Below are 20,369 nucleotides of genomic sequence, written 5' to 3' on the forward strand. Positions count from 1 at the left end.
GTCTGCATCTTCGCTTGAGTCGATCTATCCCGTGTCATAGGCCGACAACACACGAATTTCAGGGGATCGATATGACCAGTTTCCGCAGGGCCCTCCTAGCCGCTACCGCCTTCTCCCTCGTTGTCGCCCATCCTGGTGCAGCGCTGGCGCAGGATGCCACTGTTACGACAGGACAGACTACCGAGCGCGACCGGCTGTTCGAACTTTTCGCAGAAGCGGATGCGCGCAGTCTCGAGCTGGAACCCCTCAGTCGGCTGTTCCGTGGCGACGACACGAATGCCGACCGGCTCGGAGACTACCTGACTGACTCCAGTTTCTACGCCTCGCGGCTCGACAGTCAGCTCAATCTTGCGCTGCTCGACCAGATCGACCGCAGCAAGCTCGCGCCGACCGACCAAATGGCCTACGATGTTTTCAAATATCAGCAGGAAACGGCTCTACGCGGCCAGACCGACGAGATCCGCGCGCTGACCGAAGTGCGGCCGATCAATCACTTCTTCGGTTTCCACACCTTCTACCCCAATTTCGCCAGCGGCAATGGCGCTGCGCAGTTCAAGACCCTCGCAAACTACGAGGACAATCTCAGCCGTCATGACGATTACATCGCCATCAGCGACCGCGCGATCGAGCGGTCGCGCGAAGGGATGGAAAGCGGCGTGCTGGAAACCAAGCTCACCATCGGCCGCGTGATCGAACAGCTCGATACGCTGCTGGCGGTGCCGCTGGCCGAATCGCAATTCATGGGCCCGGTGCAGAACTTCCCCGAGGAGTTCTCCGACGCCGACAAGGCTCGTCTGACGGCCGCTTACGAAGCAAAAACGCGCGAGATCAACGCCGCGCACGAGCGGGTGCGCGATTTCCTGCGCGACGAATATTTGCCCGCGGCCCGCGACACCATCGGCCTCAGCCAGATGCAGGGCGGCGAGAAGCTCTATGCCCAGCTGATCGAGCAGACCACGACCTTGCCGCTGGAGGCGGATTACATCCACAATCTCGGACTCAGCGAGGTGACGCGGATCAAGGGTTCCCTCGAAGCGCTGCAGGCCGAAGTCGGCTTCGAAGGCACGCTCAACGAGTTCTTCGATTACGTCCGCACCGACGAGCAGTTCAAGCCGGAAAGCCGCGAATGGCTGACGCAGGACTTCTATCGCATCGGCGAAATCGTCGACGGCAAGATCGGCGACTACTTCTCGCTGCTGCCGAAGTCGGAACTTAAGATCGAGCCTTACGATGTGTCGATCGAGCGGTATTCCGCGGGTGGCTCGTACCAGTCCGGCGCGCCGGACGGCTCGCGGCCCGGCACTTTCTATTTCAACGCCTACGACCTGCCGAGCCGCCTCACCACCGGCAACGTGACGCTCTATCTTCACGAGGGCGCGCCGGGGCATCACTTCCAGATCAGCCTTGCGCAGGAGAATACCGACCTGCCGGCCTTCATGCGCTTCGGCGGCACCACGGCCTTCGTCGAGGGCTGGGCGCTTTACTCTGAAACGCTGGGCTACGACATGGGCCTCTTCGACGACCCATGGGCGCGTTACGGCACGCTGCAGGACGAGCAGCTGCGCGCCATGCGGCTGGTGGTCGACACCGGCATCCATTCGAAGGGCTGGACGCGCGACCAGGCGATCAACTTCATGCTCGATAATTCGGGCATGACGCGCACCGAGGTCGAGAACGAGGTCGACCGCTATATCGCCATCCCGAGCCAGGCGCTGGCCTACAAGATCGGCGCGCTTAAAATACAGGAGCTGCGTGACCGCGCGAAGCAGCAGCTCGGCAATCGCTTCGATATCAAGGATTTCCACGCGCAGGTCCTCAACACAGGCGGCTTGCCGCTGCCCGTGCTGGAATCCAAGATCGACCGCTGGATCGCCAACGGCGGCGGGTAAAAGCGCTCAGGGCCATCTGGCGCCATGAAACCGCGCCGATTAAGCGGGTTTCATGGACGCCCGCTCTTTCTTCCGCGACGCGCACTGGCTGACCGGCCAGCGCGTGCGCGGCTACGCGCTGCTCCTGGGGCTGGCCTCGCTGGCGCTACTTGCGAACAGTTTCGTCAAGGCGATGGGCGTGGAAGGTACGGACTTCCTTGCATTCTGGGGAGCAGGGAATGTGATTGTGCAGGGCGATCCTGCCTCGGCTTACGATCTGGCGGTCCAGCAGCGGATACAAACCGGCACCGGCAGCGAAGGCTGGTTCGCCTTCGTCAATCCGCCGCCCTTTCTCTTCGCCGTAGCACCTTTCGGAGCCTTACCGTTTCCCGTCGCGTGGCTGGTATGGGTCGCAATCACCTATGCGCTCTGGGCTTGGGCCGGCATTCGCGCCTTTCCGAAGCTGTGGCCGCTGGTCTTGGTTTATCCGGGAGCACTCATTGCGGCGGGCCATGCTCAGACCGGCCTGCTGACCGGCGCGCTACTGGTGCTGGCGGCGCACGCTTTCACTCACCGCCACGTGTGGTCGGGAGCGGCGATCGGCGCTCTCGTCATCAAGCCGCATCTCGCAGTTCTCGCGCCATTCTGGTTCGCAGCCAGCGGTCGGTGGAGCGCATTCATCGCGGCAGGCGCCACGGCTGTGGGCCTCGTCCTGCTTTCCTGGGCCGTATTCGGCGCCCAGACCCTGCTGGCCTATACGACCAGCTGGGAAGCGAGCGCTGCGCTGATGGAGGGCGTCAATCGCGATTTCCTGCTGCGGATGACGACCTTCTACTCGCAGACCCGTCTGCTCGCGGGAGATACGGCGGCTGCGATTGCAGGCGGGCTTTCGTTCTCACTCGCGCTGGCTGCGACGGTACTGTCGGCGAGGCGCTTTCGCGAAGATCCATCGGCGATCGCTGCGACAGCGTTGGCGGCGACGGCGCTCGCCTCGCCCTATCTGTTCAATTACGACCTGCCCTTCCTGATCTATCCGACCCTGTGGCTGGTCGACCGGGGACTGCGGGACGGCTTCCGCCCCTACGAAAAGCTCGCGCTCGTCGCGCTTTGGTTCGCGCCGTATGCGACGCGCGCGGCGGCCCTGCCGCTCGGTATCAACCTGATGCCGCTCGCCGCGCTTGTCCTGTTATGGCTGGTGTGGAGCAGGGCGGCTGCAGACCATGCGGGAACCCGATCCGCCCGATAGGTGTTCATACCCACTAGGACGGAGGGAAAGCATTTCATGAGGTTAGCCCATGTCGAGCATGTCCTTCCACAGTAGCCGCCCCGATCGGTGGGTGAAGCCGAAGCCCGTCAGCGACAGTTCCGCTCGCTTTCAGACCTATGGCAAGATCCTTCCGATGGAGAGCGAAGAGCCGGGCTTCCTTGCCCGTCTGTTCGGTCGGCGCTGAGGGTTCAGTCAAAGGATAAGGGGCCGGGAGTAACGTCCACTCCCGGCCCCTTTTTCTTTGCCGCTACCTGACGAAGCCCGTCAGTACTCCTCGGGCTCCTCCGGTGTCGCGGCGTGATGGTCCTTGCCCGCCGTGCGGTCGCCCTTGGCCAGCTTGAACACGACGCCCGAGAGCAGCGCGAGCGCCAATAGGTTGGGCAGCGCCATCGCGGCGTTCGAGATGTCGCCCAAGCGCCAGACCAGCTCGCTCGGTTGAGCCGCACCCAGCCAGATGACCACGCACCAGAGCACGCGCCATGCCATATGCAGCTTGCGCTCGCCCGACCGCGTCGAGCCCTTCATCCGGTCATAGAGGAAAGTGATCGCCCGCTCTCCGTAGTAGCTCCACGTCAGCAGCGTGGTGAAGACGAAGAGGATCAGCGCGATCGACGCCACCAGCGTCCCGATAGGAATGCTCGCGATTTCGAGCGGGAAGGCAGCCGCGAAAGCTCCGCTGGTCATCTCGAAGCCGACCCGGTCGGATTGCCAGGCATGCAGCACCGGCTCGCCCGCCGCGGTGAAATCGCCACGCACGGTGAGGATGACCAGAGCCGTCATGGTGCAGATCACGATGGTGTCGATGAAGGTCCCGAGCATCGCCATGCGGCCCTGCGTCTCCGGATCGTCCGTTTGCGCCACGGCATGGGCAATGGCCGTCGAGCCCTGGCCCGCCTCGTTGGAGAAGAGGCCGCGCGCAACACCGGCCCGGATGGCCAGGATGATCGCAGCACCCACGAAGCCGCCGCTCGCCGCTTGCGGATTGAACGCACCGTTGAAAATGCGGCTGAACGTTTCCGGCAGGTCGCCGAAGTTCAGGATCAGCGCGATTGCTGCCATCACGATATAGGCGGCGGCCATGAAGGGCACGACTTTCTCTGCCACGTTACCGATCGACTTGATGCCGCCGATGATGACGATGAACACGAGGATCGCGACGATCAGCCCGCCGAGCCATTCCTCGATCCCGAAGAGCTCGTTGAGCCCGTCGGCGACCGCGTTGGCCTGGATCGAATTGCCGGTGACGAGCGCCGAGAACAGCGTGCCGAGGCAGAAGATTACCGCCAGCCAGGTAAACTTCGGGCCGAGGCCCATCATGATATAGCTCATCGGGCCGCCGCGTTTCACGCCGTCGCTGGTGGTTTCGCGATAGCGGATGGCCAGCGAGCCCTCGGCGAAGGCCAGCGCCATGCCGAACAGGGCAGTGATCCACATCCAGAAGATCGCGCCCGGTCCACCAAGGGCGATGGCGGTGGCGACACCGGCGAGATTGCCGGTGCCGACCTGCCCCGACAATGCCGTCGACAACGCCGCGAAGGGCGAGATTTCACCCGCACCCTGGCTCTTGCGCCCGGCGAACAGGCCCTTGAAGGCGCTGCCCAGCTTGACGATGGGGTAGAACTTGAGGCCGACCATGATCCACAGGCCGATGCCCAGCAGGATGATGGTCATGGGCGGGAAGGGCAGGACTTCCGCCCCGTTCCACGTACCGCCCCAGATGAAGTCGGATATGTTGGTGACCGGCTGAATCAGCCGCTCGCCCAGACCTGGTGCCTGGCTGGTTGCCATTGCAAGAATTCCCCTCATACGACCCGGATGGGTAAAGCGCGGAGGCTAGGGCCGAAGCGCGCGCTTGAAAAGGCCGGAAGTGCGGCCCTTCCACCGCTTGCCTTTTGGCCGCGCACAGCCTAAACGCCCTTCCGTCTTCCGACATTGGGATCACGAAAAGCCCCTCCCGGACTTGAACCGGGGCGGCGAGAGACCCTACCTGAAAGGGACGTGGCGGAAGGCGCGACGAGTTTTACGCGAGAGTGCGAGCGATGGCAGACAAGCAGAAGACCAGTCCGGCGGAATTCCTCCGGCAGGTGCAGACCGAAGGCAAGAAGGTCGTATGGCCGACGCGCGAGGAAACCGTGCGCACGGCGATCTTCGTGGGCATTCTGACGCTGATCCTTTCGCTGTTCTTCCTCGGCGTCGATTCGCTGTTCGGCGCCGTGGTGCGCTGGCTGCTGACGCTCGCCTGATTAGCATTCTTCCGACAGGGTAATTTCGACACATGGCACGTTGGTACATCATCCACGCCTATTCCGGCTTCGAGAACAAGGTCCGCGATTCGATCATCGCCGAGGCCGAGCGCCTGGGCCTGTCCGAAGGCGTGGAAGAGGTCGAAGTCCCGACCGAAACGGTTACCGAGATCAAGCGCGGCAAGAAGGTGCAGGTCGAACGCAAGTTCATGCCCGGCTACGTCCTGGCCAAGCTCAACATGACCGACGATGTCTACCACCTCGTCAAGAACACCCCGAAGGTGACCGGCTTCCTCGGCACCAACAACAAGCCGCAGGCGATTTCCGACAAGGAAGCCGCGCGCTATTTCGGCGGTGTGGAAGAAGCCAAGTCCGCGCCGAAGAAGCAGGTTTCGGTCGATTATGAGATCGGCGACAACGTCAAGGTGCTCGACGGGCCCTTCGCCAGCTTCAACGGGCTGGTCGAGGAACTCGATTTCGACAAGCAAAAGGTCAAGGTCTCGGTCTCGATCTTCGGCCGCGCCACTCCGGTGGAACTGGAATTCGAGCAGGTCGAACTGGTCAAGTAATCCGAGCGGACGGCGCTCGAACTTCAACGAGCGCATGCGCTTTCCTGCGTAGCGCGGACGCGCGAGGCGTTAGGGCTCGTACGCATCCGCAGCGCGGCGTTTTCGCATTTGCGCAGCTGGAAGCGCACCTTGCGGTCCCGGAAATCGAGCGAGACGCGGCGGAAGGTTTCCATCAAATCGGTGCCGAGGAGAAGCGATGGCTCGTCCTCAAGCCCGAACACACCGAATGGCGGGATATCGGCAAAGGCGATGGGCACGTTCTGAAGCGTGATCGGACCGAGTTTAAGATTGCGGATGACGGCAAACTCGATTGCAATGGTCTTGCCGGTGACTCCGGTTACCTTGATCGTCTGGAATCCGCCGCGCCTTTTCCTCAGCAGTTCGTCGCGCAGAGCCAGATTGCCGATGGTCACTTCCGATCCCGTATCGACCACCGCATCGACCGAGGTGCGGTTCGCCGAAACCTCGGTCAGGATCAGCTGGCCGCGCTGAAGCCGGCCGGTGACGATGATGACCCCGTCCCTGACGGAGGCATTTTCGAGGTCGCTTTCCAGATCGTCATCGACGCGGATCGTGCGCTCCTCGAAGTCAATCATCAGGCGTTGGTTCACCAGCGCGTCGAGGCCGATCATGCCATCGCCGCCCATGTCGCGCTCGTCTAGGACAGGTACTTCGAGGTCGGTTGTGACCGTCGGGCCGAGCCGAAGTTCGTCGATCCATGCGCGGTCCACCATCTTGCTCTCGGTAACGCCATGCAGCATCGTCGGCGCGCCGTCTGGCAGGGCAAGCTTACCCGCCAGCATCTGGCCTATGGCTGAAGTGTCCGCCCCGCTGTCGACGACGAATTTGTATGGGCCTTTGCCGTTGACCTCCACCTCCACCGTCATTCGACTGCGCAGTTTGCGCGCCTCGATGTCCTCGCCCCCGATCGCCAGGTTCTCGTCGAACTGCGCAGGCGGCAAATCGGGCATTCTCGAGTCTTGATCATCGGGCGACTTGTCTTGTGCGGCCAAGGGGGCGCCAAGCACGAGCGTCATAGCTGCAGCGAGAGGATTGATGGAGCGAGATGACATTCGTGGAGCCTATCAGATCATGGAGCGGCGGTGCAGGAGCTCTCGACCACCGTCCCACACGGGTCCACGGACGCTCGCGGCACGTCGTGTGGACGTTTTCCTACACCGGCGCGATGCATTACGCCGCAAACCATGACATGCGTATTCGCAATACGAAACGAACCGGCTTTTGGATCGGTCTGCGAGATGGCTGGTTTCTCCGCCCTGGACTGCGGTCCATGCGGTCCATGTTACGGGAAACGCACAAGGCGGCTCCTACGGTGCTCCTACACGCAGGGAACAGGGCGAATCGCTTGCAATCGCGCGCCAAATCGCTATGTGCGCGCCTTCCCAAGTCAGCTTCGGGAACCCCGCGCGGGAGGTTCGGCACGCCGGACCGCTTGACCGCTTACCATGAGCCTCGGCTGGAAACAGGCGCGGCGAAAGTGAGAAAGGAGGCCATTCATGGCCAAGAAGATCGACGGCTATATCAAGCTGCAGGTGCCCGCGGGCATCGCCAACCCCTCGCCCCCCATCGGCCCCGCACTGGGCCAGCGCGGCGTGAACATCATGGAATTCTGCAAGGCCTTCAATGCTGCGACCGACAGCATGGAAAAGGGCATGCCGATCCCGACCACGATCACGGTCTATGCCGATCGTTCGTTCAGCTTCGTGACGAAGAGCCCGCCGGCCAGCTTCCTGATCAAGAAGGCTGCCAAGCTCAAGTCGGGCTCGAAGGAGCCGGGCAAGGTTTCGGCCGGGACCATCAAGCGTTCGGCTCTGGCGGAAATCGCCGAGCAGAAGATGAAGGACCTGAACGCGAACGACATCGAACAGGCTACCAAGATCATCGAAGGCTCCGCGCGTTCGATGGGCCTCGACGTGGTGGAGGGCTAAGACCATGGCAAAGCAGACCAAGAAGCAGCAGACCGTCGCCAAGCTGGACAGCGAAAAGCTCTACACCGTCGACGAAGCTCTCGCCACGCTACGCGAGCACAAGGCGAAGTTCGACGAGACGGTCGAAGTCGCGATGAACCTCGGCGTCGATCCGCGCCACGCCGACCAGATGGTCCGCGGCATGGTGTCGCTCCCCAGCGGTACCGGCAAGGACGTGAAGGTCGCCGTGTTCGCCAAGGGTGACAATGCCGACAAGGCTCTTGCTGCAGGTGCAGACAAGGTCGGTGCCGAAGATCTCATGGAAGACATGCAGAACGGCAATCTCGATTACGACCGCGTGATCGCGACGCCGGACATGATGGGCGTCGTCGGCCGTCTCGGTAAGGTGCTCGGCCCCAAGGGCCTGATGCCGAACCCGAAGCTCGGCACCGTCACCCCGAACGTGGAGCAGGCCGTGAAGGACGCCAAGGGCGGCCAGGTCGAATTCCGTGTCGAGAAGCAGGGCATCATCCACTCCGGCATCGGCAAGCTGTCGTTCAAGGACGAAGACCTGAAGAAGAACTTCGAGGCGCTGACTCAGGCGATCGTCAAGGCCAAGCCGTCGGGCGCCAAGGGCAAGTTCGTGCGCAAGGTCACGCTGACCAGCTCGATGGGCCCGGGCCTGAAGGTCGATCTCGGCGAAGTCGAAGGCGCGTAAGCCCTCTCTTCTCCGACAGGATTTCAGAAGGGTCGGGAGGAAACTCCCGGCCCTTTTGCTATCGGGCGTCCCCGGCAGGCGTACTCCGCAACTGGCGGGAATAGACCCAGCCAATACCGATGAGGCTGAAACCCAGCGCCATGAAGCTGGCTATGCGCAGTAGCCCTTCCAGACCTGCCGCGTCGACGATGAACACCTTGGCGACAGCGAGCAGGATCAGCACCAGCGAGCCGATCCGCCAGCTGCGCTGGTCGAGGCGATTGCCGAGGAACAGGTAAAACAGGGCGAGCAGGATGCCGGCGAGGCTGCGCATGAGGTCCTCCGCCTGGGTCAGCGGGATACCTGCCGGGATCGAGCCTTCGAATGCCTGCCTGAGCAAGGTCAGGCCCATCACCGACGAGAGCGCGATCACTATGCCGTCGAACGCAGGGCGCAGCCTCTCAGTCAGCCATCGCCGGAGCGATAGCGCCGCAATGATCGCGATGCCGTAAGCCGCGGTGGCAAGGTTGGCGATAGCCACGGGCCCAAGCGCCTGACGATCCCAAAGAGGGTTGTGAAGGAGGCCGGTATAGATCGTGAAATGCAGCAGCGCCGCGGCGGCGAGACCGATGCCCAGCCAGCGACGGGGCGCGATGCTGGCGACACCGGTGGCGGCGAGCCATGCCAGACCGAGGAGCAGAGCTTCCCACAAAGTCCGCTCGGCAAGCCCGAGCGCGACGAAGCTGGTCTCGGTTTCGATCGCCAGCAGCTGCTTGAACAAGACATGCGCTGCGATCAGCAGGACCGGGGCGGCGAGCCAAGCGGGACGCAGCGTCTGGACAGCGCGGATGGCTCGCAACGAAGGAAGGATTGCCAACGCTGCCGCCAGTGGAAGGATGCGGAGCAACACCGACTTGGGTGAGGGCAGGTCGATTACATAGACCGGATCGGCGGCCAGCGACGCCGCGCCCGCCTCCAGCCAGGTCAGCAGCGGGACCAGTGCCCAGAGGAGGGCGACGAATGTAAACGTGCCCTGCGCCGCCTGGCGCTCGCCAGCGAAGTGCCAGACGGCAAAGGCACAGGCAACGGCGGTCCAGGCGAGAGCGTCGGCTGGCAGAATTTGAGCCAGCGCACCATATACGAGAAACGCACCAACCACCTCGGCGCTGTGGCGCATCGCCGGTTCTCGGGTAAGCGCTGCCAGCGCTGCAAACGGAGCGGCTGCGGCGGTCCAGCGCAGGACGGCTTGCCATGTCGTCGTCGCCCCTGCATCCCCGCCGAGAAGCGCGGCTTCGTCAAAGAACGCGTCGGTCGCGATCAGTGCCCCGAGCGTCATGACGCAGCCGATCGAGGACAGCCGCGCGATTGCCCTGTCGCTGTCCCGGTAAAGCAGGGCAAACACAGGAAGGAGCGTGACCAACGCCATCAGAGGCGCGCTCCAGCCCGGCGTCACCATGAGCAGGGCCGCGAAGGAGAGCGCGGTGGCCGATCCGAGCAAACCAGCGAACCAGCGGCGGTCTTCACGCAGCCGGAGCATCCAGGCACCTACCGCCGGCAAGAGCGCAAGGAGAGCGGTCGCAAGAAACAGCGCCCATTCGGCCTCGTCCGCGTCGAACTTGCCGAAAGTGGCGTAGGCAACAGCGGCGAATGCTGGCGGAACCAGCGCAATCTGCAAGCGGTCGCCGATCCGGTCCGACCTGTCCCGCAGATAGGCGAGCGGCACGACCGCAAATACCAGCACCAATGCCGCGCCGACGAGGGCGAAATCGCTCGGGAATGGCACCGGCCATTGTGCATAGAGCAGAAGGCCGACAAGCGCCGCGATCCCATTGGCCTCGCGCATCTCGGGCCGTTTCCAGCCGAAGAACGCCAGGGTCGCGCCGAGCAAGAGGTACAGGCCCCAAGCGAGCGGCGCGTAGCCGCCCTGATCGACCAGCAGCGCCAGTTGCACACTGGCGACGAGCGCCGCGGCGAGCCGCAAGGGCTGCTCGAACCGCCCGGCCTCGCCAAGTGCGGGCATGACCGCGCCGAGGACCACGAAGTAGAGGCCCAGCGCAAGGATTTCGGCCACGCCCGGATCGCCGGCAAGCAGCAGCAACGCTCCCCAGCCGAGCCCGCCGACGATGGCGGCGATACCGAGCCATTGGCGCTGTTGCTGGCGGCCCGCATAGACCAATCCGCCGGTGACGAGGCCGAGATAGAGCGCCAGCAGCGGCAGGTTCGCCTCTTCGCCACCGACTAAAGCAGGGGCCGCGAAGCCGCCGACCAGGCCGAGGACGGCGCTCGGCAAGCCGAAGCGGAAGGACAGGCCGATTGCGCCTGCAGTGACAACGGCCAAGCCGAGAAATGCGAGCGACTGCCCGATCAGTCCGTACTGCGTGCCCGCGAGATAGAAGCCTGCATACAGCGTGGCGAGACCTGCGCCCGCCAGTGCCTGCGCCACGCGCGGGTCGGCCACCTTGTCGCGGAAGCGGTAGGCCGCCTCTGCGCCGGCGATCAGTCCGCCGCCGAACAGGAAGGCCATGATCACGCGCAAGGTGGGCGTGATCAGCCCGCGCTCGATCGAGTAGCGGACGAGGAAGACACCTGCAACGGCAAGGGTAACGCCACCCGCCCAGATCGGCAGCCGGCGCCCAAACACGTCCTCGAGGTCGAAGCTGAAGCGCGCGAAGAACGGCTCTTTCGAGGATGGTTCATCGACGGGCTGCGATGCAGGCTCCGGCTCGTCCAGCGGTGGTGCTGCAACGCCGGCTTCGTCTGCCACACTGGAGCGATCCCGCTGCAAGACGACCTTCGGGACGCTCGCCGGGCGTTCGGGCGGTGCCTCGACAGCAGTTTCATCAGGGACAGGCTCGCCACCCTTACCGGCATTGGCCGAGCGCATGTAATCGAACATGCGATCCTGCAGCTCGCTCAGCTCTTCGATGCGGCGTTCGGCCTTACCGAGGCGGTCGGTCAGGTAATAGGCGACTCCGCCCAATATCAGAATGAAGAGCCATTCCACGCGTCAGTGAACCTCCCGTACAGCAGGGATACTGCGCGTAGCAGGCTTAACAAAGGCCTTGTCAGATTCCGCCGGGGGTAAAATCGAAACCGGCGCTCGCCAGCCCGTCGCACAGGCTGTCGACACAGCTCTTCAATTCTCCGCGGTCGGTCGAGCGCACGACGAAGTTCGCGCCGACGCGGCCCTCGCGAAAGAAGGGGTAGCTGCCGATCTGGCACGAGGCATGGGTCTGTTCGACCTGTCGGAGAATATCGGCGACCTCGCTTTCGGGCGTCCAGCAGCCGACCGTCTCCGCAATCAGCGGCTTGCCGCCTTGCAGCGTACCGGTGAGGGCGTCGAGCATGCCTGCGGTGATATGCGGCACACCCGCCATCAGGTGCACGTTGCCGATCTTGATTCCCGGTGCACCCGACATGCGGTTGGCGATCAGCTCCGCCCCCTTGGGCACCCGGGCCATGCGCAGACGTGCATCGGTGATCCCGCCCTTGTCGGCATAGTAGTTCTCGAGAATCTCCCGCGCAGTCGGGTGGACGATCACGTCGACGCCCAGCGCCTCGGCAACAGCATCGACCGTGATGTCGTCATGCGTAGGGCCGATCCCGCCGGTGGTGAAGAGATAGTCGTTTGCCTCGCGCAGCGCATTCACCGCTTCCACGATCCGCTCGATCACGTCCGGCACGACGCGCACTTCGGCAAGGCGGATCCCCTGCACCTGCAGCCAGCTGGCGACCTGCGCGATATTCTTGTCATGCGTGCGGCCGGAGAGGATCTCGTCGCCGATCACGACGAGGCCGGCGGTATAAATGCGTTCGCTCATGCGCTCCGACCTAATGCGGTGCGGCGCGGAAAGCTACTCCGCAGCTTCCATGCTCCCCTCGGCCGCCGAAACCTCTTCGGTCGCGCGGAAGAAGGTGAGCACGCCGTCATCGACCGGCTCGCTCGCCATGCGCTTGCGATCGAGCACATATTCCTGGTTGAGCCGCCAAGGATAGCCGACCGCGTTCTTGGGCATGATGTGCTTGGAACGCTGGATATAGCCGGACGAGAAATCGAAGATATCGTCCTCCTCCAGATCGTGATCCTCGGGCAGACGCGGCACGGCAATGTCGACGTCCATGCCCTTCATCAGTTCGAGTACGCGGCAGACGTAATCCGAATTGATGTCCGCGCGCAGCGTCCAGCTGGCGTTGAGATAGCCGAACACGACCGCCAGGTTCGGCACGTTCGAGAACATGCAGCCCTTGTAGTAGAAGTGCTCTGCCAGATCGATCGGCTCGCCTTCCTTCGACAGCGCGATCTTGCCGGCCACCGCCAGCTTGAGGCCGGTCGCGGTCACGACGATATCGGCAGGCAGGAAGGTGTCGTCCGTCAGCCGGACCCCGCCTTTTTCGAAAGCCCTGATGTGACCGGTCACCACGTCCGCCTTGCCGCTCTTCATGGCTTCGAACAGATCGTCGTCCGGCACGAGGCAAAGGCGCTGCTCCCACGGATTGTAGGGCGGAGTGAAATCGGTGAGGTCGTAATCGTCGCCCATCGACTTGCGAATGCGCTTGTGCAGGCCTTCCGCCATCTTGTCGGGCTTGGTGCGCGCGCGTTTGAAGCCGAAATCCTGCAGTTTGATGTTCTTCCACCGGGTGATCTTGTAGGCCGTTTCCTCCGGCAGGATCTTACGCAGGAAATTCGCGACCGAATCCTTGGCCGGGCGGCTGAACATCCAGGTCGGCGTGCGCTGGAGCATGGTGACCTTGGCCGCCTTGTCGGCCATCGAGGGCACGATGGTGACGGCGGTCGCGCCGGACCCGATCACGACGACGTTCTTGCTCGTATAATCGAGGTCTTCCGGCCAGAATTGCGGATGCAGGACCTGGCCTTCGAACTCGCCGAAATCGAATCCCGGGTCGTAAGGCTCGTCGTAATCGTAATAGCCTGCGCCGAGGTAGAGCCAGTTCGCGGTCAGATGCTTGCGCTCTCCTTCCTTCGTTTCGAGCGTGACGTGCCAGCGGGCTTCGCTGCCGCGCCAGTCGGCGGAAAGGACCTTGTGGCCGAAGCGGATATGCTGCCGGATGTCTCGCTCGTCGGCGATGCGCTCGAGATAGTCGAGGATGGCAGGGGCGTCGGCGATGGACTTTTCGTGCTTCCAGGGTTCGAATTCGAACCCCAGCGTGTGCATGTCGCTGTCCGATCGGATGCCGGGATAGCGGAACAGGTCCCACGTGCCGCCGATATTGTCGCGCCGCTCGACGATGGCGAAGCTGTGGGAAGGCGCCTTGTCCTTCATATGCGCCGCCATTCCGATACCGGATATGCCTGCGCCGACGATCAGCACATCGAAATCGCTCGCCAAGTCAGCCATTCTTCTCTCCTCTTGGTCACAGAATAGACCATGAGAGCGGCGAGCGCCAGTCAGTCTCTAAATGAAATGTTTTCCAGACCATTCGCCCTGCAGCCGCCGGGCGATCTTCAGCAATCTATTCGACTTCGCGGCGGTCCATCTCGCGGACGATGTGATCGAGGACGCTGGGGTGCAGCGGGTGATCGAACTGCGCGCCGACGGTGCTGCCCTCGCGCCATTTCACCTCTGCGAGGATCGGACCGATGTTGCCCAGTTTAACAAGAATTTCCCCATCCACTTCGAGAACGGAAAACTTGTCGAAAAAGCGACAGCCATATTCGGAGACATCCTTGATCCAGATGTCTCGCGAATTGCCATGCTTGCCGCGATAACGACCAGCGACCTGGACTGTGAACCGGTCCTCCCGGCGATAGTCTCTAGCCATGCCATACCCCCGTGGTTCACCTCTCTTATCCGGTGCAGGTTCGTCTGTGCAAGTGCGGGCTGAATTGCGCTACTCGCAATCTCGCGAACTTCGGGTTAGGGAGACGGCAAAACTGCCATGGGACGTGGGATGTCGAACAGTCTGAACGGTGCGCCGCGGCGCGTAACCTCGATCGATGTTGCCGAGCGTGCAGGGGTCAGCCAGTCGACCGTCAGCCGGGCGCTGTCGGGGTCCGAAACCATTACCGAGGCAACCCGGCGCCGCGTGGAAAAGGCGGCGGAAGAACTCGGTTACCATGTCAATGCCCGCGCGGCCGGTCTGCGTCGCGGCGAAACCGGGACGATCGCGATCGTGGTGATCGGTCGGGCGGGGCAGGGCGCTGCCGCGATCAATCCGTTTTACTATTCGATGCTGGGCAGCACCTGTGCGGCGGCGGCGGAGCGCGGCTATGAAGCGCTCGTCTCTTTCCAGGCCGAGCCCGAGGAACTGTTCGGCCATTACGTCGCGCGGCGGCAGGCCGATGGCGTCGTCGTGATCGGCACGGCGACCAACCAGCCGGCATGGGACTATTTCCGCGAATGCGCCGCGCAGAGCGATTCCATCGCCTTCTGGGGTTCGCCGTTCGACGATGCAACCTGGGTGCGCTCCGACAACCGGGACGGGGGGCGGATTGCGGTCGAGCGGCTGGTGAAAGGCGGCGCGAATTCGATCCATTTCGTCGGCGACACGCATTGCTCGCAGCGGCAGTTCTCGGAACGTTACGAGGGCTATCGCGCGGCGATGAAGGCGGGCGGCCTGGAAGTTCACGAACCCCTGGTGGGGGAAGGCGAGGATCGGGTGTCGCAGGGGCGCAACGCCATCGCCACGCTGGTCGAGAGAGGGTCGGATTTCGACGGGCTTTTCTTCGCCTGCGATGCCATGGCGCTCGGCGCGCTGGAAGAGCTCGCTTCGCGCCAGATCGCGGTGCCGGGCAAGGTCTCGGTGATCGGCTTCGACGGGCTCGGTTCGGGTGAGTTCAGTGCGCCGCCGCTAACGACGGTGGAGCCGGACTTTGCAATGGCGGGCAAGCTGCTCATCGACACCGCGCTGGCCAAGGAGGGCGAAAAGCCGGAGCGGCGGGTGCCCGTGCGTCTGGTGGAGCGCGCCAGCGTGGGCTGAAGCGCCCGGGCGCAATCGCCATTGCTCTTGCGCCTCAGCCGCCTATGAAGCGGGTGAGGTATTCGAGGGAAAAACCATGAAATTCAGCATCGCATCCGTCCTTGCAGTCCTGTTCGCGAGCCAGGCGGCCTATGCGCAGGAGCCCGAACCGACTCCCGATCCAGTCGAAGAGCAGGAGGTCGATGCCTCGCAGGACGAACAGCCTGCCGAAGGTTCCGGGATGGCGGTCGATGCCGCTCCCGCGACTGCCAATCCGGCAGCATCGGGTGGTGACGCAGAGAGTTGGGACGTCGCCAATCCGCGCGGGTTCACCATCCGGCAGGTGCCGATCCGCACCGACGAGGGCACATGGATCGATGTCGATGTATCGCCTGACGGACGCACGCTCGCCTTCGCGCTGCTCGGCGACATCTACACCATGCCGATCGCCGGCGGCACGCCGCGCAGGATCGCAGAGGGCCTGGCGTGGGAGGTGCAGCCGCGCTTTTCACCCGATGGACGGCGTATCGCTTTCACCAGCGACCGTGGCGGCGGCGACAATATCTGGGTGATGAATGCCGACGGCTCGAACAAGAGCCAAGTCACCAAGGAAGAATTCCGCCTGCTGAACCAGCCCGACTGGTCGCCGGACGGCAAATACATCGTCGCCAAGAAGCACTTCACGACCGAGCGCTCGCTGGGGACGGGCGAGATCTGGCTTTACCATCCTTCCGGCGGTGGCGGCGTAAAGCTCGTCGCGCGCGCCAACGAGACGCTGCAGAAGGAACTGGGCGAGCCGATCTATGCACCGGGCGGTGAGGCAGTCTACTACACCCGTAACGTCACCGGCGGCCCGATCTTCGAATATGCGCAGGATTCGACGCAAGGCACGTTCGCCATCGAGCGTTACGATCTCGCCACGACCGAAGTGACGACCGCGGCCAGTGGCTATGGCGGTGCGGTGCGCCCGACGCCGTCACCCGACGGCACTTCGCTGGCCTTCATTCGCCGGGACAAGGATACGACCGAGCTCTGGGTGAAGAACCTCACCACCGGCGTGGAGCGGATGATCTACGGCGATCTCGATCTCGACATGCAGGAAACCTGGGCGGTCTACGGCTTCTATCCGCGCATGGATTGGACGCCGGATGGCAGCGCAATCGTGGCCTGGGCCGGCGGGAAGATCCGCCGCATCGCTGCCGATGGTAGCGGCGCGAGCGTGATCCCGTTCCGGATCGACGACACGCGCGGCGTGGCCGATGCTCCCCATCCGGTGATCCCGGTGGGCGAGGACAGCTTCACGGCGAAGATCCCCCGCTTCGCCAGCGTCAGCCCAAATGGCCGCACGGTCGTCTTCGAAAGCCTCGGCAAGCTTTACACCAAGCCGCTTGGCGGCGGTGAGCCGCAGCGGTTCCTGTCTGACGGTGGCGAGGCGCTGGAGCTGTGGCCGAGCTGGTCGCGTGACGGCCGGCGGGTCGTCTTCGTGCGCTGGACCGACGATGGGCTGGGGCAGGTCATGACGGCGGACGCCAATGGTCGCAACGTACGGGCCGTGACCCGTACGCCCGGCCATTACGCGCAGCCGCAATTTTCGCCCGATGGCGATACGATCGTATTCGAGAAGCGCTCGGGCGGGTATCTGACGTCGCCGGAATACTCCGAAAACGAAGGCGTCTACTCGGTTTCCGCAAACGGCGGCACGCCCACGCTGGTAGCCCGCGACACGACCGATCCGCAGTTCGGCGACGATAATGATCGCCTGTTCATGCTGGGACGGTCGGGTGGCAAGCTCCAGCTGCTGTCCGCTACGCTTGCCGGGGACCGGCGCCAGGTCCATGCGGAAGGCGAGCTCGTTAGCGGCTACAGCGTCAGCCCGCGCGGCGACATGCTGGCGTTCCGCGAGAATTACGAGGTCTTCGTCACCCCGCTGCTTCCTGGGGGGCAGGCCGTGACGCTGGGCGAAAAGGCCAGTTCGCTGCCGGTGACGCGCGCAAGCAAGGGCGGGGCGGACTACATCGGCTGGACTGAGGGCGGCAGCACGCTGACCTGGTCAATGGGGCCGACTCTCTACCGCGCTCCGACCTCAGCGATGTTCTCCAATGCACCGCTGGGCAAGGACGCGCCGAAATTCACGCCGCCTGCCAGCGGCATCTCGCTCGCCCGGACGATCCGCGCCGACAAGCCGAGCGGCGTGGTTGCGCTTACCGGCGCGCGCATCCTCACCATGACCGGTGATGGTGCAGGTGCGATCGAGAACGGCACGATCGTGATCCGCGGCGACCGGATCGCCGCCGTTGGCGCGGCCGATGCCGTGGCGGTCCCGGCGGGCGCGACGGTGATCGACGCAGCGGGCAAGACGATCATGCCAGGCCTCGTCGATGCCCATGCCCACGGACCACAGGGCGTGGCCGATCTCATCCCGCAGCAGAACTGGTCGCTGGTGCAGAACCTCGCACTGGGCACCACCACGCTCCATGATCCGTCCTCGCGCGCCAGCATGATCTTCGCGGCGTCGGAACGACAGCGGGCGGGCAGCCTGCTGGCTCCACGCATCTTCTCGACCGGGGAGATCATCTACGGCGCCAAGGCACCTTCTGTCTATGCCCGGATCGATGGCTACGAAGACGCGCTGGCGCACGTGCGCCGCATCAAGGCGCAGGGCGGCGTATCGGTGAAGAACTACAACCAGCCGCGGCGCGAGCAGCGTCAGCAGGTGGTTGCCGCCGCCATGGCCGAGGACATGCTCGTGGTCGCCGAGGGCGGTTCGTTGTTTGGCATGGACATGAACCTGATCGCCGACGGCAATTCGACCGTGGAGCACAACGTTCCGGTCGAATATTTCTACGAAGACGTGCTGCAGTTCTGGGGCGGTTCGCAGACCAACAATACGCCGACGCTGGTGGTCACCTATGGCGGGCTTGCGGGCGACCCGTACTGGCGGCAGGCGACCGACGTGTTCGACAACCCGCTGCTCGTCCATACTCCGCCGCGCCAGCTGATCGCGCAGACCGCGCGGCGCGTCACGGCGCCGGAGTGGGCCTTCGTCGACGACGATGCAGCACGCGAAACGAAGAAGCTGGCCGAGCGCGGCGTGAAGATCAGCATCGGTGCGCATGGCCAGCAGGCCGGCATCGCCGCGCACTGGGAGCTGTGGAGCTTCGTGCGCGGCGGCATGACGCCGATCGAGGCGCTGCGGGCGGGCACGATCTGGTCGGCCCAGTCGCTCGGCATGGAGCGCGACATCGGCAGCCTCGAGGTCGGCAAGCTGGCCGACCTGCTGGTCCTGTCCGCCGATCCCACTGCAGATATCCGCAATTCGGACGACATCGAGCGCGTGATGCTGGGCGGCAGGCTCTACGACGCGCGGACGATGAACGAAGTCGAGACGGGATCGGACACCCGTCGGCCGTATTGGTGGGAGTGATGCGTTTGCTGCGGGCGATGCGCCGTCTGCGCGTCGCCCGCGGAAAGCGGATCGCTTAGGCTGCGCGGACCTCGGCGGTGAAGGCCTGCATCTTCGCGCGCAGAGCTTCGGCCTGCAGTTCGAGTTCTTCCGCCGATGTCAGCACTTGGCTGGCTGCAGCCCCTGCCGAAAGCGACGTCTCGCGAACCTGCGTGATGCTGCCTGAGACCTCTTCGGTCGAGCGGGCGGCAAGATCGATGCTGCGGGCGAGGTCCTGTCCGGCAACCGATTGCTGGTCGACGGCACTGGCGATGGACACGGCCGTGGTTTCGAGTTCGCGGATCTGGTCGACGATCGAACGCAGTGCGCCAACGCTGGCGCCGGTCGAATTCTGCATGTCACGGATCTGGTCGGCAATTTCCTCGGTCGCACGGCTGGTCTGCGAGGCGAGTTCCTTCACTTCGCTGGCGACGACTGCGAAACCGCGTCCGGCCTCTCCGCCGCGCGCCGCTTCGATCGAGGCGTTGAGCGCGAGCAGGTTCGTGCGCTTGGCGATCGATTGGATCAATTCCACGATCGCACCGACCTGTTCGGCCGAACTGGCGAGGGCCGAAATCGTGTCGTCCGCGCCGGTAGCGGTTTCGGTCGCCTTGCGCGCCAGATCGGCCGAATGCGCCGCCTGCCGACTGATCTCGCCGATCGACATGGCAAACTCGTCGGACGCCGCAGCCGCCGCGGTCGCGCCGCTGGATGCCTGTTCCATCGAATAGATGACCTGTTCGGCCTGCCCGGTCGCCTGGTTGGCGGTGGAGGCCATGCCTTGCGCCGTCGTCTTGAGCTGGCTCGATGCCGCAGCGACACCACCGGCGATCTCGCCGACGCTGGAGTCGAGGTTGGCAGCTAGCTGGAGCAATTCGGCCTTGCGGGCCTTTTCCGAGTTCTGCCGCTTTGCGAAGAGCTCGTCGAGCTTGTGGCCCGACTTGGTGAAAACGTGCAATGCACGCGCCAGTTCTCCGATTTCATCGACCCGATCGGTACCGATTAGCTCGATGTCGCGGGCACCCGCTGCGAGGCGGGTCATTTCCCGGCTGATATGTGAGTATGGCCTAATCACCCGCTTGCGGATGAATTGGAGGGCAATCAGGCTGACAGGGACGCTGAAACCGACGATTGCGAGGATTGCGACTAGGGCTAGCCGGCTGCTCGTAGGAGAAATCAGCCCCCAAGCGGCCAGGGTTCCGATGACCGCAAGACCGCCAACCGACATGAGGGAGGCCAGCACCGCCTTGTCGTCGAGCGACTTGCCCATGAACCATGCGCCAATACCCGTAACCTCGTCGTCTCGCTCGCCAGCCACGACTTCGACATCGGCGATTTCGCGAATTAGATCGTGTTCCAGGAAATTCGTCGGCGCGTTCATGCGTCACTCCCCCATTAAGCTGTTGCTAACTGTAAGACGGGAGCGCTTGCGAAATG

Annotated in this window: 16 protein-coding genes; 9 read left to right on the plus strand and 7 right to left on the minus strand. The window is 63.9% G+C overall.

The features are described from left to right. The first annotated feature begins 71 nt into the window (after positions 1–71). Genes Q9K02_RS04055 through Q9K02_RS04065 form a run of 3 tightly spaced genes read left to right on the plus strand, consistent with a single transcriptional unit; the run spans position 72 to position 3,319 of the window. Positions 72–1,889: a DUF885 domain-containing protein gene (locus Q9K02_RS04055; protein ID WP_305931737.1), complete on the plus strand. Its 1,818-nt coding sequence runs from the start codon at positions 72–74 to the stop codon at positions 1,887–1,889. A gap of 52 nt (positions 1,890–1,941) precedes the next feature. Further along, positions 1,942–3,114, plus strand: coding sequence for a glycosyltransferase family 87 protein (locus Q9K02_RS04060; protein ID WP_305931738.1), 1,173 nt, complete (start codon positions 1,942–1,944; stop codon positions 3,112–3,114). Between the two features lie 49 nt (positions 3,115–3,163). Further along, the gene (locus Q9K02_RS04065) at positions 3,164–3,319 is read left to right on the plus strand and encodes a hypothetical protein (RefSeq protein WP_278327603.1); all 156 of its coding nucleotides are present in this window, start codon (positions 3,164–3,166) and stop codon (positions 3,317–3,319) included. Positions 3,320–3,399: 80 nt separating this feature from the next. Here Q9K02_RS04065 and Q9K02_RS04070 read toward each other — a convergent pair whose 3' ends face one another. Further along, entirely contained in the window at positions 3,400–4,923 is a 1,524-nt protein-coding gene (locus Q9K02_RS04070) for an alanine/glycine:cation symporter family protein (RefSeq protein ID WP_305931739.1), read from the minus strand. A gap of 251 nt (positions 4,924–5,174) precedes the next feature. On the opposite strand from Q9K02_RS04070, the gene secE reads away from it, so the two are divergent. Next, positions 5,175–5,378 (plus strand): preprotein translocase subunit SecE, encoded by a 204-nt coding sequence (gene secE / locus Q9K02_RS04075; protein WP_278327601.1) that lies wholly within the window; start codon positions 5,175–5,177, stop codon positions 5,376–5,378. 32 nt (positions 5,379–5,410) lie between these two features. After that, positions 5,411–5,947, plus strand: coding sequence for a transcription termination/antitermination protein NusG (nusG, locus tag Q9K02_RS04080; RefSeq protein ID WP_278327600.1), 537 nt, complete (start codon positions 5,411–5,413; stop codon positions 5,945–5,947). A gap of 23 nt (positions 5,948–5,970) precedes the next feature. On the opposite strand, the gene Q9K02_RS04085 is transcribed toward nusG, so the two are convergent. Beyond that, the gene (locus Q9K02_RS04085; RefSeq protein WP_305931740.1) at positions 5,971–6,918 is read right to left on the minus strand and encodes a retroviral-like aspartic protease family protein; all 948 of its coding nucleotides are present in this window, start codon (positions 6,916–6,918) and stop codon (positions 5,971–5,973) included. A 546-nt stretch (positions 6,919–7,464) separates the two neighbouring features. Between Q9K02_RS04085 and rplK the strand changes: the two genes are divergently transcribed. Together rplK and rplA are read left to right on the plus strand one after the other, a co-directional pair. Continuing rightward, positions 7,465–7,896, plus strand: a complete 432-nt coding sequence (rplK, locus tag Q9K02_RS04090; RefSeq protein ID WP_278327598.1) for a 50S ribosomal protein L11 — start codon at positions 7,465–7,467, stop codon at positions 7,894–7,896. A 4-nt stretch (positions 7,897–7,900) separates the two neighbouring features. Continuing rightward, complete coding sequence (gene rplA, locus Q9K02_RS04095) at positions 7,901–8,593, plus strand: 50S ribosomal protein L1 (protein ID WP_278327597.1); 693 nt, start codon at positions 7,901–7,903, stop codon at positions 8,591–8,593. Between the two features lie 58 nt (positions 8,594–8,651). On the opposite strand, the gene Q9K02_RS04100 is transcribed toward rplA, so the two are convergent. The 4 genes from Q9K02_RS04100 to Q9K02_RS04115 all read right to left on the minus strand — a co-directional run bounded on the left by Q9K02_RS04100 (position 8,652) and on the right by Q9K02_RS04115 (position 14,353). Continuing rightward, positions 8,652–11,576: a DUF2339 domain-containing protein gene (locus Q9K02_RS04100; RefSeq protein WP_305931741.1), complete on the minus strand. Its 2,925-nt coding sequence runs from the start codon at positions 11,574–11,576 to the stop codon at positions 8,652–8,654. A gap of 61 nt (positions 11,577–11,637) precedes the next feature. Continuing rightward, on the minus strand, positions 11,638–12,393 hold the full coding sequence (locus Q9K02_RS04105; RefSeq protein ID WP_305931742.1) for a competence/damage-inducible protein A: 756 nt from the start codon (positions 12,391–12,393) through the stop codon (positions 11,638–11,640). A 33-nt stretch (positions 12,394–12,426) separates the two neighbouring features. Then, positions 12,427–13,929, minus strand: coding sequence for a flavin-containing monooxygenase (locus Q9K02_RS04110; protein ID WP_305931743.1), 1,503 nt, complete (start codon positions 13,927–13,929; stop codon positions 12,427–12,429). Between the two features lie 115 nt (positions 13,930–14,044). Continuing rightward, the gene (locus tag Q9K02_RS04115) at positions 14,045–14,353 is read right to left on the minus strand and encodes a hypothetical protein (RefSeq protein ID WP_305931744.1); all 309 of its coding nucleotides are present in this window, start codon (positions 14,351–14,353) and stop codon (positions 14,045–14,047) included. Positions 14,354–14,470: 117 nt separating this feature from the next. Here Q9K02_RS04115 and Q9K02_RS04120 point away from each other — a divergent pair, with 117 nt between their 5' ends. Both Q9K02_RS04120 and Q9K02_RS04125 read left to right on the plus strand, forming a co-directional pair. Further along, the gene (locus tag Q9K02_RS04120) at positions 14,471–15,511 is read left to right on the plus strand and encodes a LacI family DNA-binding transcriptional regulator (RefSeq protein ID WP_305931745.1); all 1,041 of its coding nucleotides are present in this window, start codon (positions 14,471–14,473) and stop codon (positions 15,509–15,511) included. Between the two features lie 76 nt (positions 15,512–15,587). Then, positions 15,588–18,914, plus strand: coding sequence for an amidohydrolase family protein (locus tag Q9K02_RS04125; protein ID WP_305931746.1), 3,327 nt, complete (start codon positions 15,588–15,590; stop codon positions 18,912–18,914). Positions 18,915–18,969: 55 nt separating this feature from the next. Here Q9K02_RS04125 and Q9K02_RS04130 read toward each other — a convergent pair whose 3' ends face one another. After that, complete coding sequence (locus tag Q9K02_RS04130; protein ID WP_305931747.1) at positions 18,970–20,313, minus strand: methyl-accepting chemotaxis protein; 1,344 nt, start codon at positions 20,311–20,313, stop codon at positions 18,970–18,972. Positions 20,314–20,369: the final 56 nt, after the last annotated feature.

Source organism: Qipengyuania profundimaris (assembly GCF_030717945.1).
GTDB lineage: Bacteria > Pseudomonadota > Alphaproteobacteria > Sphingomonadales > Sphingomonadaceae > Qipengyuania > Qipengyuania profundimaris.